The organism is Pseudomonas sp. GW821-FHT02C04, assembly GCF_059421845.1.
Genome location: NZ_JBWKVT010000003.1, coordinates 238227 through 255046 on the forward strand (window position 1 = coordinate 238227; position 16820 = coordinate 255046).

General features: G+C 61.8%; 16 protein-coding genes. 10 read left to right on the forward strand and 6 right to left on the reverse strand.

Features of this window, described 5'->3' with window-relative positions; translation table 11 throughout:
- Positions 1-487: 487 nt before the first annotated feature.
- The 3 genes from AC07VV_RS13005 to AC07VV_RS13015 are packed head-to-tail and all read left to right on the forward strand — an operon-like array spanning position 488 to position 5407.
- A complete protein-coding gene (locus AC07VV_RS13005; protein WP_096819329.1) occupies positions 488-1846 on the forward strand; it encodes a TolC family outer membrane protein in 1359 nt (452 codons plus the stop codon).
- A gap of 30 nt (positions 1847-1876) precedes the next feature.
- Complete coding sequence (locus AC07VV_RS13010; protein ID WP_495036430.1) at positions 1877-4036, forward strand: type I secretion system permease/ATPase; 2160 nt, start codon at positions 1877-1879, stop codon at positions 4034-4036.
- Between the two features lie 9 nt (positions 4037-4045).
- A complete protein-coding gene (locus AC07VV_RS13015; RefSeq protein ID WP_096819331.1) occupies positions 4046-5407 on the forward strand; it encodes an HlyD family type I secretion periplasmic adaptor subunit in 1362 nt (453 codons plus the stop codon).
- Positions 5408-5524: 117 nt separating this feature from the next.
- On the opposite strand, the gene AC07VV_RS13020 is transcribed toward AC07VV_RS13015, so the two are convergent.
- Both AC07VV_RS13020 and AC07VV_RS13025 read right to left on the reverse strand, forming a co-directional pair.
- Complete coding sequence (locus tag AC07VV_RS13020; RefSeq protein WP_495036431.1) at positions 5525-6118, reverse strand: tRNA-uridine aminocarboxypropyltransferase; 594 nt, start codon at positions 6116-6118, stop codon at positions 5525-5527.
- 4 nt (positions 6119-6122) lie between these two features.
- A complete protein-coding gene (locus AC07VV_RS13025) occupies positions 6123-7016 on the reverse strand; it encodes a LysR family transcriptional regulator (protein WP_039772530.1) in 894 nt (297 codons plus the stop codon).
- Between the two features lie 294 nt (positions 7017-7310).
- Between AC07VV_RS13025 and speB the strand changes: the two genes are divergently transcribed.
- The 6 genes from speB to AC07VV_RS13055 all read left to right on the forward strand — a co-directional run bounded on the left by speB (position 7311) and on the right by AC07VV_RS13055 (position 12824).
- Complete coding sequence (speB, locus tag AC07VV_RS13030; RefSeq protein ID WP_003222717.1) at positions 7311-8261, forward strand: agmatinase; 951 nt, start codon at positions 7311-7313, stop codon at positions 8259-8261.
- Positions 8262-8271: 10 nt separating this feature from the next.
- Positions 8272-8694, forward strand: a complete 423-nt coding sequence (locus AC07VV_RS13035) for a YybH family protein (RefSeq protein WP_495036432.1) — start codon at positions 8272-8274, stop codon at positions 8692-8694.
- A 55-nt stretch (positions 8695-8749) separates the two neighbouring features.
- Positions 8750-10261 carry a purine-cytosine permease family protein gene (locus AC07VV_RS13040; protein ID WP_495036433.1) on the forward strand — a complete coding sequence of 504 codons (1512 nt, stop codon included), beginning with the start codon at positions 8750-8752 and terminating at the stop codon, positions 10259-10261.
- A gap of 79 nt (positions 10262-10340) precedes the next feature.
- Positions 10341-11720, forward strand: a complete 1380-nt coding sequence (locus AC07VV_RS13045) for a sodium:solute symporter family protein (protein ID WP_495036434.1) — start codon at positions 10341-10343, stop codon at positions 11718-11720.
- 86 nt (positions 11721-11806) lie between these two features.
- Positions 11807-12532 (forward strand): MBL fold metallo-hydrolase, encoded by a 726-nt coding sequence (locus tag AC07VV_RS13050; protein WP_495036435.1) that lies wholly within the window; start codon positions 11807-11809, stop codon positions 12530-12532.
- A gap of 43 nt (positions 12533-12575) precedes the next feature.
- Positions 12576-12824, forward strand: coding sequence for an acyl carrier protein (locus tag AC07VV_RS13055; RefSeq protein WP_249484929.1), 249 nt, complete (start codon positions 12576-12578; stop codon positions 12822-12824).
- A gap of 106 nt (positions 12825-12930) precedes the next feature.
- Here AC07VV_RS13055 and AC07VV_RS13060 read toward each other — a convergent pair whose 3' ends face one another.
- Together AC07VV_RS13060 and ptrR are read right to left on the reverse strand one after the other, a co-directional pair.
- Positions 12931-13059, reverse strand: coding sequence for a PA1414 family protein (locus tag AC07VV_RS13060; protein ID WP_007905120.1), 129 nt, complete (start codon positions 13057-13059; stop codon positions 12931-12933).
- A gap of 142 nt (positions 13060-13201) precedes the next feature.
- Positions 13202-14095 carry a putrescine utilization regulator PtrR gene (gene ptrR / locus AC07VV_RS13065; protein WP_457380433.1) on the reverse strand — a complete coding sequence of 298 codons (894 nt, stop codon included), beginning with the start codon at positions 14093-14095 and terminating at the stop codon, positions 13202-13204.
- A gap of 104 nt (positions 14096-14199) precedes the next feature.
- On the opposite strand from ptrR, the gene AC07VV_RS13070 reads away from it, so the two are divergent.
- Entirely contained in the window at positions 14200-15381 is a 1182-nt protein-coding gene (locus AC07VV_RS13070; protein ID WP_495036436.1) for an MFS transporter, read from the forward strand.
- Here the strand turns inward: AC07VV_RS13070 and AC07VV_RS13075 are convergent.
- A complete protein-coding gene (locus tag AC07VV_RS13075; protein WP_096819339.1) occupies positions 15326-16258 on the reverse strand; it encodes a DMT family transporter in 933 nt (310 codons plus the stop codon). The two genes, AC07VV_RS13070 and AC07VV_RS13075, sit on opposite strands and share 56 nt — an antisense overlap.
- A gap of 151 nt (positions 16259-16409) precedes the next feature.
- Entirely contained in the window at positions 16410-16820 is a 411-nt protein-coding gene (locus tag AC07VV_RS13080; protein ID WP_495036437.1) for a DUF2177 family protein, read from the reverse strand.

The following is a 16820-nucleotide window of genomic DNA, read 5'->3' on the forward strand; positions in this document are numbered from 1 at the left end:
CAGCCCATGGCTCAAGCGGGTTGTCGGGGCGACGCTCGCACCTCGACAGTTCGTTTCGCAGGGTATGCAAATTCAGAAACCCCAGCGCCATCAAGCACTTGGAATCCCTGATCGATGCAGCACGCCCACTAGCGCTACGTAACGGTGGTGAATCACCCGAGTGACAAAAAACTGTCGCTCATTGGCCGCTACGCGTCCCTCCCCTTTAGCAGTACTTCGCCCGTATGTCGCAAAGTGAGTGGAACTTTCCTCAAGCCTTTCTGCACTCCCTAAAGCACATAAAACAAAGGCTTTCGAGAGGAACAATGTGCTGGATTTGGCGAAGCGCATAAGTTTTTTTTGGCATAAGCCATATGAAAATTTTTTCTTAGCTACGCTTCAGGATGTTCTTAGCTCTGTTGTAACAGCGATGAAACGCCAAACCTAAAAAATATCGTCAATAAATTGGCGACAGCAATACACCATCAGGACTCAGGGAGATGCACCCATGCGCGTTCTAACCCCCCTTTGCAGTGCGGTTTTGCTGGCCATGGCTTGCACTTCTCAAGCCCAGGCCATGAACCTCACCGAAGCGATACAAAGCACCATCGCGACCCACCCGGAACTGGCTTCGCGCGTAGACGCCAAACTGTCGGCCGATGAACAGGTGAAAGTCGCCAAGGGCGGCTTCTATCCATCGGTGGATCTGAACGCCGCTTACGGGCGCGGTTACAGCGACAACACCAACACCCGGGCCCTCGGTAACCACCACACCGAAATTCTCAACTACACCCAGTCCGAGCTGCGTCTGCGGCAGATGCTGTTCGACGGTTTCAACACCGCCAACGAGGTCGAGCGCACCAAAGGCGTTTCCAATTCGCGCGCGTACTACGCGCAAGGCACCGCCCAGGACCTGGCCCTGCGCACCATCGAGGTCTATCTCGAAGTGCTCAAGCGCCGCGAACTGGTGACCCTGGCCAAGAACAACCTGCAGGCGCATTTGCGCGTCAATGACCAGATCGGCCTGCGCACCCAGCGCGGCATCGGCAGCACCGCCGACTCCGATCAGTCGGTCGCCCGTAAGGCGCTGGCGCAGAACAACCTCGACACCGCCGAGGTCGATCTGGCGGATGCCGAATCGAACTTCTACGCCGTGGTCGGGCGCATGCCCGATGAACTGGAAGCGCCGGCTTCGACCCGTGGTGAATTGCCCACCAGCCTGCCCGAAGCCCAGCAGAGCATGGTCGAGAACAACCCGTATCTGAAATCTGCCCAGGCCGATGTGCAATCGGCCGAGAGTCAGTACGAAGTCGCCAAGTCGCCGTTCTACCCGCGCTTCGATGCCGAAGCGGCAGTCGGCGCCAACAACAACGTGCAGGGCGACGAAGGCCATGACAACGAATGGCGCGTCGGCGTGGTGATGAACTACAACCTGTTCCGTGGCGGCAGCGACAAGGCGCGACTGGCCTCCGATGCGCACCAGATCAACCAGGCCATGGACATCCGCAACAACGCCCTGCGCCAGCTCAACGAGAACATTCACTTGGCGTGGAACGCCATGGTCAACGCCAAGAAGCAGACCCCGACCGCCCGTGAATACGCCGAAACCACCAAGCGTGTACGCGCCGCGTATCAGGATCAGTTCGGCCTCGGTCAACGGACCCTGCTCGACCTGCTCGACAGTGAAAACGAGCTGTACAACGCCAATCGCCGCTACACGGAAATCCGCTACACCGAGGAGTTTTCGATGTACCGCGTGCTGGCGAACATGGGTCAGTTGCTGAGCAAGCAACGGGTGGTGCTGCCGGCCGACGCGATTGCCGCTGCCGAAGTGAAGAACGAGGCACGCTTGCCCGAACTGAAGTAGTCCCGATGATGTAGCCAGGGAGCGATCAATATGACCAGCATGGAACCCGGTGTTTCCGGGGTCGATCCGCGGTTGAGCTTCGATGATCCGTTACTCGACGGTCTGTTGATCCTCTGCAAACTCCATGGCGCGACGGTCAGTCGCGCCAGCCTGAGTGCCGGGCTGCCCCTGGACAAACAACGCCTGAGCCTGGACCTGCTGCCCCGCGCCGCAGCCCGGGCCGGTTTGCAGGCGCGGCTGCTGCGCCGCGACCTCAAGGACATCTCCCCGCTCAATCTGCCGGTGCTGTTGCTGTTGGGCAATGGCCGCACGGCTGTGCTACGTCGTTTTGCCGATGACGGCAAGGCCCTGATCCTGCCCAGTGAAGCCGATGGCGGCGAACAGTGGGTCAGCCGCGAAGAACTCACCGAACACTACACCGGCCAGGCTCTGTTCGCCCGGCCACGGCATGAACTGGAAGACCTGCGTTCACCGCTGGTGCCCCGGGTGCAGGCGTGGTTTCGCGACACCCTGAAGCTGTCGAAATGGCTGTACAGCGACGCGATCCTCGCCAGTTTCCTGATCAACCTGCTGGGCCTGATGGTGCCGCTGTTCGTCATGCAGACCTACGACCGCGTGGTGCCGAACCAGGCGACGTCGACCCTGTGGGTGCTGGCCATCGGATTGCTGATCGGCACCGGTTTCGAATTGGTGCTGCGAGTGGTGCGCGCGCACCTGCTGGACACCGCCGGGAAGAAGACCGACGTGATCCTTTCCGCGACGTTGTTCGAGCGCATCACCGGCATGGCGATGAAGGCCCGGCCGGCGACCATCGGCGGTTTCGCCCAGAGCATTCATGACTTTCAAGGCCTGCGGGAATTTCTCACCGCGGTGACCCTGACCAGCCTGATCGACCTGCCCTTCGTGGTGCTGATGCTGGTGGTGATCGGCCTGCTGGGCGGCTGGCTGGTGGTGATTCCGCTGCTGGCGTTTCCGATCACGATTGTGTTCGCGATGATCATTCAGGTTCGCCTGCGCGACACCGTGCAGAAAAGCCTGAGCCTCGGCGCCGAGCGTCAGGCATTGCTGATCGAAACCCTCGGAGGCCTGGAAACCCTCAAGGCTTGCAGCGCCGAAAGCGAGCGCCAGCACAAATGGGAAAGCACCCACGGCGCCCTCACCCGCCTCGACAGCCATGCGCGCAACCTCTCGGCGCTGGCCACCAACGGCACGCTTTTCATCCAGCAATTCTCGGGGATGGCGACCATCGTCGCCGGGGTCTACAGCATCATCGCCGGCAACCTCAGCGTCGGTGCGCTGGTGGCCAGTTACATGCTCGGCAGCCGCGTGCTCGCGCCACTGGGCCAGATCGCCGGGTTGATCACCCGCTACCAGCAAGCGCAACTGACCATGAAAAGCACCGATGCACTGATGTCCCTTCCACAGGAGCGCGACGGCAAACAGCGGCCGCTGGAGCGCACGCAATTGCAGGGTGCGCTGGACGCCAATGCGGTGACCTTCCATTACAACGGCCAGAACGCCCCGGCCCTGAGCAACATCAGTTTCAGCGTCAAGCCTGGCGAGCGGATCGGCATCATTGGCCGCAGCGGCTCCGGCAAAAGCACCCTCGCACGGCTGGTCATGGGTTTCTACGAACCGGAAGAAGGCCAGTTGCTGCTCGACGGCCTCGACCTGCGGCAACTGGATGTCGCCGACCTGCGCCAGCAGATCGGTTATGTCGCCCATGATCTGCCACTGCTGGCCGGCAGCCTGCGTGACAACCTCACGCTCGGCGCCCGTTATGTCAGCGATTCGCGGATGCTCGAAGTCGCCGAACTGACCGGCGTCACCGAACTTGCCCGCCAGCACCCGCAAGGCTTCGACCGGCCGGTGGGCGAACGCGGGCAATTGCTTTCCGGCGGTCAACGCCAGGCAGTCCTGCTGGCGCGAGCGCTGTTGCTCGACCCGCCGATCATGCTGCTCGACGAACCCACCAGCGCCATGGACAACAGCAGCGAAGACGTCCTGCGCCAGAAGCTTCACGGCTGGGTGCAGGGCAAAACCTTGCTGCTGGTCACCCACCGCACCTCGATGCTGAGCCTGGTGGACCGGTTGCTGGTGCTGGACAACGGCCGGATCGTCGCCGACGGTCCGAAAGAAGCGGTCATCGATGCACTGCGCAAGGGCCGGGTCGGCTCGGCGGCGGTCTAGGAGTTGCCCATGTCTGCTTCCTCATCGTCAAAACAGCGCGGTTACTTCGACAGTTTCGGCAAAAGCGCCGAAGCCGAATTCATGCCGGAAACTGCCGGCGCTTCGTTGCAGGATTCGCCGCGCTGGTCGCGCATCACCGTGTGGCTGGCGGCGGCACTGCTGATCAGCGCGCTGGTCTGGGCCAAATTCGCGGTGCTCGAAGAAGTGACCATGGGCGAAGGCAAGGCGATTCCGTCGAGCAAGGTCCAGGTGATCCAGAACCTCGAGGGCGGGATCGTCACCGAGATCTTCGTGCGTGAAGGACAAATGGTGAACAAGGGCGACACCCTGCTGCGCCTGGATGACACGCGGTTTCTGTCGAACAAGGGTGAAAGCGAGGCGGATCGTTATGCCCTGACCGCGCAGGTCGAACGCTTGTCCGCCGAAGCCGAAGGCCGGCCGTTCAAGCTCTCGGACGAGGTGATTGCCAAGGCTCCGCAAGTCGCCGAAGACGAGCGCTCGCTGTATGAACAACGGCAACGGCGGCTGGCCAGCGAACAGCGCACCCTCAGCGAACAACTGCGGCAGAAGACTCAGGAGCTGGCGGAGTTTCGTTCGAAACAGGGGCAATACAGCTCGAGCCTGGCACTGTTGCAACAGGAAATGAACATGTCGGAACCGCTGGTGAAAACCGGTGCGGTGTCGCCCGTGGAGATCCTCCGTCTACGTCGTAGCGCAGTGGAAATTCGTGGCTCGTTGAACGCCACGACCCTGGCCATTCCCCGTGCCGAATCGGCGATCAACGAGATCAAGAGCAAGATCGACGAATCGGAACAGACCTTTCGCTCCGACGCGGCTAAGGACCTCAACCAGAAACGCACCGACCTGTCGAAAATCACGGCATCGAGCATCGCCATCGACGACCGCGTCAGCCGCACCACCGTGACCTCGCCGGTGCACGGGGTGATCAAGCAATTGAAGGTCAACACCATCGGCGGCGTGGTGCAGCCGGGCAGCGACATGGTGGAAATCGTGCCGCTGGAAGACAACCTGCTGATCGAAGCCAAGGTCCGTCCGCAGGACGTGGCGTTCCTGCATCCGGGCCAGAAAGCCATGGTCAAGTTCAGCGCCTACGACTACACGATCTACGGCGGGCTCAGCGCCAAGCTTGAGCTGATCGGTGCCGACACCATCACCGACGACAAGGGCAACAGCTTCTACCTGATCCAGGTGCGCACCGACAAAAATCACTTGGGCGGGGATGTAAAACCGTTGCTGATCATTCCGGGGATGGTTGCCACGGTGGACATCATCACCGGGGAGAAAAGCGTGCTGGATTACCTGCTAAAACCGGTGCTCAAGGCGCGGACCGAGGCGATGCGCGAACGCTAGCCTCATCTGATCGTTCCCACGCTCCGCGTGGGAATGCCGCCCGGGACGCTCCGCGTCCCTTCGCGACGGTGACGCAGAGCGTCACTGTATGCATTCCCACGCAGAGCGTGGGAACGATCAGTATCCGTGATTCTTTTGGAAAGTCTCCTCCCCCATCGCCGCAATCTGCCCTTCAATCAGCGCCTCAAACGGCTTGAGCAACGGATCGAAAGAGACCGGCGCTTCCAGCGTCTGCAACGCCTGAACGATCGCCTCGATAGTCGACAACGCCCCCGGCCCCGGTGCCTTGCGCAACCGATACCGTGAAACCCCGCCCTCCGCCAGCGTCACCCGTGGCAATGCCGCCAGCAGCGGATTGAGGTGCAGCATCTTGCGCGCCTTACGCCACGTGCCATCCGGCACCACCAGCAGCAGCGGTTCATCGGACGCGGTGTAAGCCTGCATCGGCTGCGCATCGTCCGCCGGAAACAGCAACCGCGCCCGATACCCCGGCCGGTTCAGCAGCGCAGGCAGATCCTCGAACACTTCGCCGACGATCAGTTCGGCATTGTTCAAACCGAGCGCCGCCAGCCGTGCAGTGTTGAGCGCGTGATTGACCTCGCTCGGGTGCTGCAACAGCAACACGCGGGTGCGGCTGTCGAGGCAGGGGATCAACGGGCACAGGCAGTGGGTTTGTGGGCGCAGGCAGCGCGGGCATTGGGGTCTGGACATGTTCTTAGGCCTGATTGAGCTGCGCTTTGAGCAGATCGCGAAAGGTCTGGATCAGCGGCTCGCGGCTGCGGCCACGGCGCATGATCATGGAAAACGGCGCCTGATAACCGAAGGTTGCCGGCAGCAGCACCCTCAGATCGCCCTTATCGGCCCAGGCTTGAGCGTAGTGCTCTGGCAGGTAACCGATGTAGGCGCCGGACAGCACCAGAATCAGCTGCGCTTCCATACTTTCCACGGTGGCGGCGCTGTGTTTGAAACCGTGGCGCGCCAATTCGGCCTGGCTCCAGTAACCGCGCCCGACCATGCGTTGCTGGGTGATGACCTGCTCGGGAATCCGCCGTTCGTTGAACAACGGGTGACGGTTGCTGCAATACAGCCAGTGCTGCTCGCGGTACAGCGGCATGTACACCAGACCGCTCATGCGCGTGGAGAACGCACCGATGGCCAGATCGAGGCGGTTGTCCTGCACGCCGAGTTGCAGCTCGTAGGGGCTCATCACCGACAGATGCAGATGCACTGCCGGGTGTTCCTGGCTGTAGGCGCCGATGGCTTCGGCGAACGGCAAGGCCTTGTCGCTGACCGTCGAGTCGATCACTCCCAGATTTAGTGTGCCGCGCAATTCGCCCTTGAGCGCCGCGGCGTATTGCTCGAAACCTTCGAGTTCGGCGAGCAGGCGCAGGGTTTCCTGATGGAACAGCTCCCCCTTGCTGGTCAGGCTGAAACCGCCGCGCCCTCGATGGCACAGCACCAGACCCAGCGCGGCTTCGAGCTGGCTCATGTAGGTGCTGATCGCCGAGGTCGACAGGTTGAGTTCCTGCTGCGCGTTGGCAAACCCCTGATGCCGCACGACGCTGACGAAGATGCGCAAAAGTTTCAGGTCGGGTAAAGCGTTGGCCATGTCTACTCCAAGGATCGTTCCCACGCTCTGCGTGGGAATGCCGCCCGTGACGCTCTGCGTCACCTGCGATCACGGCTGGACGCGGAGCGTCCGTGGATGCATTCCCACGCGGAGCGTGGGAACGAGCACGCGGGGGAAGTTTGGCATTAGTTTAGAAAAATCTGAACTAAGTATTTGCCCGTAGCGATTCTTTCGCCTCACTACATTTCGCAGAATCGGCCCCACAGCGGTGCCCGTGACCTTGCGAATGCGGCGCGCCGACATAAATAAAACAAAGACGATGAGGCCCTACCCGTGGACAAGATTCTTCACCAACCACTGGGCGGCAACGAAATGCCGCGCTTCGGCGGCATCGCCACCATGCTCCGACTCCCCCATGTACCGACCGCTGCCGGCCTGGACGCTGCCTTCGTTGGCGTGCCCCTGGACATCGGTACTTCGCTGCGCCCCGGCACCCGCTTCGGGCCTCGCGACATCCGCACCGAATCGGTGATGATCCGCCCGTACAACATGGCCACCGGCGCCGCGCCGTTCGACTCGCTGTCGGTTGCCGACATCGGTGACGTGGCGATCAACACCTTCAACCTGCTCGACGCCGTACGCATCATCGAAGAAGCCTACGACAACATCCTCGAGCACAACGTGATCCCGATGACCCTGGGTGGCGACCACACCATCACCCTGCCGATCCTGCGTGCCATCCACAAAAAGCACGGCAAGGTCGGTCTGGTGCACATCGACGCTCACGCTGATGTGAACGATCACATGTTCGGCGAGAAGATCGCCCACGGTACGACCTTCCGTCGCGCCGTCGAAGAAGGCCTTCTGGACTGCGACCGTGTGGTGCAGATTGGTCTGCGTGCGCAGGGTTACACCGCTGACGACTTCAACTGGAGTCGCGATCAGGGCTTTCGCGTTGTTCAGGCCGAAGAGTGCTGGCACAAGTCGCTGGCACCGCTGATGGCCGAAGTGCGCGAGAAAGTCGGTGGCGGCCCGGTGTACCTGAGCTTCGACATCGACGGCATCGACCCGGCCTGGGCGCCTGGCACCGGCACCCCGGAAATCGGTGGTCTGACGACCATTCAGGCGATTGAAATCGTTCGCGGCTGCCAGGGCCTCGACCTGATCGGCTGCGATCTGGTAGAAGTCTCGCCCGCTTATGACACCACCGGCAACACCTCGCTGCTGGCCGCCAACCTGCTGTACGAAATGCTCTGCGTACTGCCGGGCGTCGTCCACCGCTGAGGGTCGGGTCATGAACGAACGTGATCAGGTTCTGAAAGCGGCCGCCGATCTGGTGTCCGCCTTCGCCCGCAACGATCGCGAAGCCTACTTCGGCGCGTTCAGCGCCGATGCGAGCTTCGTGTTCTACACCCTCGAACAGCCCCTGCTGTCGCGCGATGCCTATCAGGCGTTGTGGGACAACTGGCGCGCCGAGGATGGCTTCGAGGTGCTTTCGTGCACCTCAAGCAACGCCTTCGTCAGCCTGCAGGGTGACGTGGCGATTTTCATTCATGACGTGGCCACCGAGCTGCGCATGCAAGGGGAGCAACACTTCAGCCAGGAGCGCGAGACGATTGTTTTCAGGAAACAAGCGTCGAGCCTAGAACAACAAGGCCATTGGCTGGCCTGCCACGAACATTTGTCCGCAATGCCGGAAGGGCTGCCATCCCCTTAGCCAAGACAGGTGACGCTCACGCACGATGAGCGCGCCTTTATGATCGGAGCAGATCATGAATAACAACAACAAAGACCAAAGCCTTACGCAGATTGAAACCCACGGGGTCGAACAGATCCCGGACAACGAACGCACCGCCGGTCCCGTGGACTTGTTCCGCATGATCTTCGGCGGCGCGAATACCTTTGCCACCGCCGTGCTCGGCAGTTTCCCGGTGTTGTTCGGCCTGTCCTTTCAGGCGGGCGTCTGGGCGATTGTCTCGGGCGTGCTGCTCGGTTCGCTGATCCTCGCACCGATGGGCCTGTTCGGCCCGCTCAACGGCACCAACAATGCTGTGTCGTCCGGTGCGCACTTCGGCGTGCACGGGCGGATCGTCGGTTCGTTCCTCTCGCTGTTGACCGCCATCGCCTTCTTCTCGCTCTCGGTGTGGAGTTCGGGGGATGCGTTGATTGGTGGTGCGAAACGCCTGATCGGCCTGCCGGAAACCGACCTGACTTTGGGCCTGGCCTACGGTCTGTTCGCGATTCTGGTGCTGACCGTGTGCATCTACGGCTTCCGCTTCCTGCTGTGGGTGAACAAGGTCGCGGTGTGGAGCGCGAGCCTGCTGTTCCTGCTGGGCATCTTCGCTTTCGCCGGCCCTTTCGATTCGCACTACGCCGGCACTGTCAGCCTCGGCCAGCCGGGCTTCTGGGCAGCCTTCATCGGCGCCGCGCTGGTAGCGATGAGCAACCCGATTTCCTTCGGCGCGTTCCTCGGCGACTGGGCCCGCTATATCCCGCGTGAAACCTCGCGTCAGCGGATCATGGCGGCGGTGATTCTGTCGCAGATCGCCACGTTCATTCCGTTCCTGTTCGGCCTGACCACCGCGACCATCGTGGCGATCCAGGCACCGGACTACATCGCGGCCAACAACTACGTCGGCGGTCTGCTGGCGGTGTCGCCGAGCTGGTTCTTCCTGCCGGTGTGCCTGATTGCGGTGATCGGCGGCATGTCCACCGGCACCACGTCGCTGTATGGCACCGGGCTGGACATGTCCAGCGTGTTCCCGCGTCTGCTGTCGCGGGTCAAGGCAACGCTGTTGATCGGCGTGCTGTCGATTGCCTTCATCTTCATCGGGCGCTTCGCGGCAAACCTGGTGCAGAGCGTGTCGACCTTCGCCGTGCTGATCATCACCTGCACCACCCCATGGATGGTGATCATGATCATCGGCCTGGTGGTGCGTCGCGGCTTCTACTGCCCGGACGACCTGCAAGTGTTCACGCGCGGCGAGCAAGGCGGACGCTACTGGTTCAGCCACGGCTGGAACTGGCGCGGCCTGGGCGCGTGGATCCCGAGCGCGGCGGTCGGCCTGTGCTTCGTCAACCTGCCGGGGCAGTTCGTCGGCCCGCTGGGTGAACTGGCCGGCGGCATCGACATCAGCCTGCTGGTGACCCTCGGTCTGGCCTCGGTGATGTACCTGATGCTGCTGAGCCTGTTCCCGGAACCGGCGCTGGTCTACGGCCCGAAGGATCCCCGGAGCAAAGGCGCGCATGCGCCGGCTGAAGCGGCGCTGCGTCAGGCTGCCTGAATAAACGAATCGCCTGTGGGGGTCAGCCTTCTCCCACAGAGTTCCACCCCATAAAAAAGACAATCGGAGACACGCCATCATGGCTTTGGATTTATTCGTCGTCCTCATCTACGCCGCCGGCATGCTCTTGCTCGGCTACTTCGGCATGCGCAAGGCCAAGACCAACGAGGACTTCCTGGTTGCCGGGCGTAACCTCGGCCCGAGCCTGTACATGGGCACCATGGCTGCGACCGTTCTCGGTGGCGCGTCCACCGTCGGCACCGTCCGCCTGGGCTACGTACACGGCATCTCCGGTTTCTGGCTGTGTGCGGCACTGGGTTGCGGCATCGTCGCGCTGAACCTGTTCCTGGCCAAGCCGCTACTGAAACTGAAGATCTACACCGTTACCCAGGTGCTGGAAAAACGCTACAACCCGATGGCCCGCTCGGCGAGCGCGGCGATCATGCTGGCCTACGCGCTGATGATCGGCGTGACCTCGATCCTCGCCATCGGCACCGTGCTGCAAGTGCTGTTCGGCCTGCCGTTCTGGATCTCGGTACTGCTCGGCGGTGGCGTGGTCGTAGTGTATTCGGCCATCGGCGGCATGTGGTCGCTGACCCTGACCGACATCGTCCAGTTCATCATCAAGACCGTCGGCCTGATGTTCATCCTGTTGCCAATCTGCCTGTACCGCGTCGGCGGCTGGGACGAACTGGTGCTGAAACTGCCGGCCACCGCCTTCAGCTTCACCACCATCGGCTGGGACACGATCATCACCTACTTCATGATCTACTTCTTCGGCATCCTGATCGGTCAGGACATCTGGCAACGGGTGTTCACCGTCAAGACTGCCAAAGTCGCTCAGTACGCCGGTAGCATCGCGGGTATCTACTGCATCCTCTACGGTTTGGCCTGCGCCCTGATCGGCATGGCTGCACATGTGCTGATCCCGAATCTGGACAACGTCAACAACGCCTTCGCCGCCATCGTCAAACTGTCGCTGCCGGACGGTATCCGTGGTCTGGTGATCGCCGCTGCCCTGGCCGCGATGATGTCCACCGCCAGCGCCGGCCTGCTCGCCGCCGCCACCACCCTGACCGAAGACCTGCTGCCGAAGCTGCGTGGCGGCAAACAGTCGAGCCTGGGCATCAACCGCCTCTTCACTCTGCTGACCGGTGTTGTGGTGCTGTGCATCGCATTGGTGGTCAACGACGTGATCAGCGCCCTTACCCTCGCTTACAACCTGCTGGTGGGCGGCATGCTGATCCCGCTGATCGGTGCGATCTTCTGGAAACGCGCCACCACCGCCGGCGCCATCGCCAGCATGGGCCTGGGCTTCGCCACTGCCCTGCTGTTCATGGTCAAGGACGGTCTGGACGCCAACACCCCGATCTACTACAGCCTGGCTGTGGGTCTGGTGAGCTTCGTGGTGGTCAGCCTGATGTCCCGCCGCCCAAACGTGGTGGCCAGCGCGATCTAAGCTGAAACATAACGACTTGATGCTTTCTTCGACGGGTGTGGCGTCGGTTGCCACACCCGTTTTTTTTCGTCTGAAGGAAAGTGCTTATGAAGATTGTTTCACGGGATCAGTGGTTCGAAGTGCAACACCTGAGCGACGGCATTCGCCTGATTCACGAGCCGTACATCCGGCCGTTCTATCGCTGCAACCTGTGGCATGTTCAGGGACGGGACAAGGATCTGCTGCTCGACAGCGGTTCCGGACTGGTCAGCCTGCGCGAGCAACTGCCGTGGCTGACCGAGCGGCCGCTGGTGGCGGTGGCCAGTCATTGCCACTTCGACCACATTGCCGGGCATCACGAATTTGCCGAACGGCTGGTACACCCTGCCGAGGCGGACATTCTGGCGGCGCCGGATGGCGAGAATGACTTGAGCCGGGCCTTCGTCGGCGACGACATGTTCGAAGCGCACCCGGATTGCCCGTTGTGCTACGCCGAATACCGGGTCAAGGCGGCGCCGGCCACCGGGTTTGTCGAGGACGGCGATGTGCTGGACCTGGGCAATCGCACGTTGCAGGTGCTGCACACACCCGGGCATTCGCCGGGCGGGATCAGCCTCTATGAAGCGGCCAGCGAAACCCTGTTCAGCGGCGACATCATCTACGACGGGCCGTTGATTGAAGATGCCTACCACTCGAATCTTGAGGATTACGCCGCCAGTTTGCGACGCTTGCATGCGCTGCCGATCCGCACGGTGCATGGCGGGCATTTCGGCAGTTTCTCTGGAACGCATTTACGCTCGATGATTGACGAATGGTTGCGCCGGCACGCCTGAGGCCTGCTGTACTCCAGTCAGACCCACCCAAAAAAGATCTGCCATGAGAAGAGCTGCCGTGCGTGCCGCCGTGCACAGGTTCATCAAGCGTCTGCTGGAAAACCGCGACTTCAATGACCGCACCAGCCTGGCGGAGTTGGGTCTGGAGAAGGCGGATATCGAAGACCTGATCTTCCATCTGGAAGATGAATTCGGACTGACGGCATTCACCGCCGAAGAAGATCACATGCTCAAGACCGCGAAAACCGCGAATGACTTGAGCCGGTTTCTGATCGAGATCGGGCGACACTGAAAAGCAAAAGATCGCAGTCTTCGGCAGCGCCTGCACATTTTCATGCAGGCGCTGCCGAAGACTGCGATCTCCTTATCTTCAAATCTTTTCTATTCAGATCGGGGCATTAGCGCCGACGCTGCTGACGCCGACGCTGTTCGTCATCAGTGCGAATCGGGATCGGTTGCAGAGGCGGTTCGATCAAGCCGAGGGCAACACCCAAATCGTGCAGCCAGTTTTGAATTTTCTCTTTCATCGTCATGCCCCCTTCAGGGTGGTGCTGAGCGTCCGGAATTCTGAGGCCGCTTCGCACTGATAATAGTCCGAAGTCCTACGCAATGCTCGGTGAAATCCGCAATGATCTGTTACCAGATTGATCAGAATCCTTGACCGATCGCTCAAGCGATTTCCCGGGTGTCTTCGCCAGCCACGGGATAGAGCGCCTGCTGCTGTTCAATCCACGCATTGAGATTGGCGCCGACCATGCCCCGGCGCCACATGAGCCAGGTTGTCGCACTGGCAAACGGCTCGGCCAGCGGGTGCACCGCGACACTTTCACGCCCCGGCAGGCTGGCGAGCATCGACTCCGACATCAGCGCCACGCCGCTGCCGGCAATCACGCAAGCCAGCATCCCTTGGTAGGACTCGATCTCCATCGCCCGGCCCATCGCCGCGTGATAGTGCGCGAACCACGACTCCAGCCGCGCACGGTAGGCGCAGCCATGGCGAAAGGTGAACACCGCCCGCCCCTCGACATCCTTGGCACTGCGTACCGGCGGGTGATCCGGCTCGCTGATCAGCACCAGCCGTTCATTGCACAGCGGCACCCCGTCGATCCCGGCCAGCTGCGGCGGGCCATCCACCAGCGCTGCGTCGAGACGCCCGGTGAGCAGGCCTTCAAGCAATTCGCCACTGGGCCCGGACTGCACCTGCAGATTCACCGCTGGATACTGCTTGTGATAGCGCGCCAGCAACGCCGGCAAATGAATCGCGGCGGTGCTGTACAGGGTGCCGAGCACGAAATCCCCCGCCGGTTGCCCGCCCATCACCGCCGCACTGGCCTGATCGCGCAGGGCGAACAGTTTGCCGGTGTAGTCCAGCAGGACTTTTCCCGCAGGCGACAGCTGCAAACGCTGACGCTCGCGGACGAACAGTTCGACACCCAATTGCTCTTCGAGCTGTTTGAGCCGGGTCGACAGGTTTGACGGAACACGGTGCAGGCGTTCGGCGGCGCGGGTGATCGAGCCCTCCTCCGCCACGGCCTGGAAGATCCGCAATTGGCTGAACTCCACAACCTTTCTCCCGAACAGAACAAGTTACTCACTATTATTCAATTTTAAAGAAAGTCAATCAGTCCTAGCCTGACGGTCATTGAACCTCCAACGGAATCCAGACCATGTCGCCGCTGATTCGCTTATCCGCCAGTTTCATTGCCCTGATGATGGCCATGGGCATCGGGCGTTTCGCCCTCACGCCGCAACTTCCCCACCTGATCAGCGAAGGGCAGATCGACCTGACCGCCGCCGGTCTGATTGCGGCAGCCAACTACCTCGGCTATCTGCTCGGTGCCATAGACGCGATGTTTTCCCGACGGCCCGATCAAGTGCAACGACGCCTGCACGGTGGCTTGTGGTTGTGTGTGCTGCTGACGCTGGCGTCGTTCTGGGCCAACGGTTTCTGGTCGCACTTGCTGCTTCGTTTCGGCACGGGTGTGGCGAGTGCCTGGGTGCTGGTGATGATTACTGCGCTGAGTCAACCGCTGGCTGCAGCCGCCGGTCGCCCACGGTTGGGAGCGCTGGTATTTGCCGGGCCGGGGCTGGGGATTTTTCTGACGGGGTTGCTGGCGCTGTTCTCACATTTGGCGCAGCAGACTTCCGCGACCCTGTGGCTGATCTACGCCGCTGTGGCGCTGGTGATGTTGCTGGGGATCGTGCGGATCCTGCCGCAACCGGGCGTCGGCGCAACCGTCGCCCCTGCCGCCACCAGTTCTTCGAATCGCGGCATTGCGCGGTTGGCGGTGGTGTATGCCTTGTACGGCGTGGGCTACATCATTCCAGCCACGTTTCTGTCGCAGATGGCCAACGCGCAGTTTCACGGGCAATGGCAGGCCGATCTGTTCTGGCCGTGCTTCGGCCTCGGCGCCGCAATCGGTGTGTTGCTGGTGAGTTTGCGTCGGCACGATCCGGAAACCACCCGTCACTGGCTGATGGCGACGTTGTGGCTGCAGGCCGCCGGGGTGTTTGCCTGCCTGTTGGGCAGCGGCCTCGGCCTGGCTTTGGGCGTGATCCTGTGTGGCACGCCGTTCCTGGCCTGCATGCAACTGGTGATGCAACGCTCCCGGGAACTGGCGCCCCACGCCACCCAGCGCAACGCCGGTCTGCTTACTGCGTGCTTCGCCGTCGGTCAGCTTAGCGGGCCGTTGCTGGCAGCGGTCAGCAGCCACTTCAGCGGCGGCCTGCAACCGGCGCTGGTGATCGCCGGCAGCGGGCTGCTGATTGCCGGTGGCCTGGCGTGGAAACCGCTTACGACTGGCCGAGCGCTTTGCGCAAACGCCGACGTACCCACTGTTCCGCGCTGACGAAGGTGATGCCGAGCAACACCAGCACGGCACCGATGATGAAGTTCATGCTCAGCTTTTCACCGAGCAACACCACGCCGAACGTGACGCCGAACAACGGCGTCATGAAGGAAAACACGGCGAGGTTGGCCGCCAGATAACGGCGCAGCAGCCAGAACCAGGTCAGGTAACTGAAGAACGACACCACCAGCCCCTGGAACAGCACGCTGCCCACCGCCACGACGGTCAGGCTGACGTGGGTGATCTGGCCGCTGAGCAGCGCGATCAACAGCAGGCCGACGAAGCCGACAATCAGCTGGTAAAAAAGCGTCAGCGTCACCGGCGCTTCCGACAGGCGCGAGGCACGCACCACCACGGTGGTCGCGCCCCAACTGGCCCCGGCCAGCACGCCGAGGGCATCGCCCAGCAGCATGCGGTGATCGAGGTTGTCCCACGACACGCCGCCGGCAAACGCCACGGCGATCCCGACGAACGCCATGAAAATCCCCAGCCATTGCACCGGCCGCAGACGCTCGCTGGGCAACAGAAAATGCACGCCCAGCGCAGTGAAGATCGGCGCGGTATAGAGGAACACCGACATGTGCGCGGCGGTGGTCAACTGCAAGCCTTCGGAGATGAACAGGAACTCAAGCCCGAACAAGGCACCGGCCAGCAAGCCGCCGCGCCATGTAGCTCCGACCTGATCCCAGCCGCCCTTCCAGCAGATGAGCAGTCCTACCAGCAACGCGGAAATTCCCGATCGCCCCGCCGCCTGCATCACCGGCGCGATATCGGTCGCCGCCCACTTGATCATCACCTGCTGCACGCCCCAGATCAGGCACAGGCCGACCATCACTTGCAGGGCAAACCCGTCGGCACTGCGCCGACTGACGCTCACCGCAACACCTCGAACACACACAACATGGCAGTTTTTCCAATGGTCAACACAAAGCCCCGGCTCTTCGTCCGGGGCGAAAAATGATGAGTGGATTATTAACCAGTCAGCCAGAAAAAGCCGTCTGGAAGAGACATTTGATGCTCCTGCAACGTCAGCGGTGAATGGCTGATCTGCCAAACCGGCTGGCCACGACAAATCCGACCGTACAGGCCAGCGCCGTGGCAAACGTCCCCCATGCCCAATCCAGCAACGTCACCTGCACCGACCAGCCGCGCAACGTCGCCCAGTTGGTCAGGTCATAAGTGCCATAAGCGACCAGCCCGAGCAGCGCACCCATGCGAGCAGCGCGTTGCCAAGTCATCGAAGGCAACGCTACAAACGCCACACAACCGAAAACGTACAGGCAATAAAAAACCGCTGCTGGTACCAGCAACGGTTTTTCGAGCATCAGCGAACCGAGCAGTTCGCGATAGGTCGGCGCCATCAGCACGCCAAGCCAGACGCCGTCGAGCAGAAGAAACGTCAGCAGCGTGGCGACGTAGGCAATCAACGCTTTTTTCAT

Excerpts from the sequence above, each read along its gene's own strand:
- AC07VV_RS13005 (WP_096819329.1), top strand. The coding sequence starts at position 488 with ATGCGCGTTCTAACCCCCCTTTGCAGTGCGGTTTTGCTGGCCATGGCT.
- AC07VV_RS13010 (WP_495036430.1), top strand. The coding sequence starts at position 1,877 with ATGACCAGCATGGAACCCGGTGTTTCCGGGGTCGATCCGCGGTTGAGC.
- AC07VV_RS13015 (WP_096819331.1), top strand. The coding sequence starts at position 4,046 with ATGTCTGCTTCCTCATCGTCAAAACAGCGCGGTTACTTCGACAGTTTC.
- AC07VV_RS13020 (WP_495036431.1), bottom strand. The coding sequence starts at position 6,118 with ATGTCCAGACCCCAATGCCCGCGCTGCCTGCGCCCACAAACCCACTGC.
- AC07VV_RS13025 (WP_039772530.1), bottom strand. The coding sequence starts at position 7,016 with ATGGCCAACGCTTTACCCGACCTGAAACTTTTGCGCATCTTCGTCAGC.
- AC07VV_RS13035 (WP_495036432.1), top strand. The coding sequence starts at position 8,272 with ATGAACGAACGTGATCAGGTTCTGAAAGCGGCCGCCGATCTGGTGTCC.
- AC07VV_RS13040 (WP_495036433.1), top strand. The coding sequence starts at position 8,750 with ATGAATAACAACAACAAAGACCAAAGCCTTACGCAGATTGAAACCCAC.
- AC07VV_RS13045 (WP_495036434.1), top strand. The coding sequence starts at position 10,341 with ATGGCTTTGGATTTATTCGTCGTCCTCATCTACGCCGCCGGCATGCTC.
- AC07VV_RS13050 (WP_495036435.1), top strand. The coding sequence starts at position 11,807 with ATGAAGATTGTTTCACGGGATCAGTGGTTCGAAGTGCAACACCTGAGC.
- AC07VV_RS13055 (WP_249484929.1), top strand. The coding sequence starts at position 12,576 with ATGAGAAGAGCTGCCGTGCGTGCCGCCGTGCACAGGTTCATCAAGCGT.
- AC07VV_RS13060 (WP_007905120.1), bottom strand. The coding sequence starts at position 13,059 with ATGAAAGAGAAAATTCAAAACTGGCTGCACGATTTGGGTGTTGCCCTC.
- AC07VV_RS13070 (WP_495036436.1), top strand. The coding sequence starts at position 14,200 with ATGTCGCCGCTGATTCGCTTATCCGCCAGTTTCATTGCCCTGATGATG.
- AC07VV_RS13080 (WP_495036437.1), bottom strand. The coding sequence starts at position 16,820 with ATGAAAAAAGCGTTGATTGCCTACGTCGCCACGCTGCTGACGTTTCTT.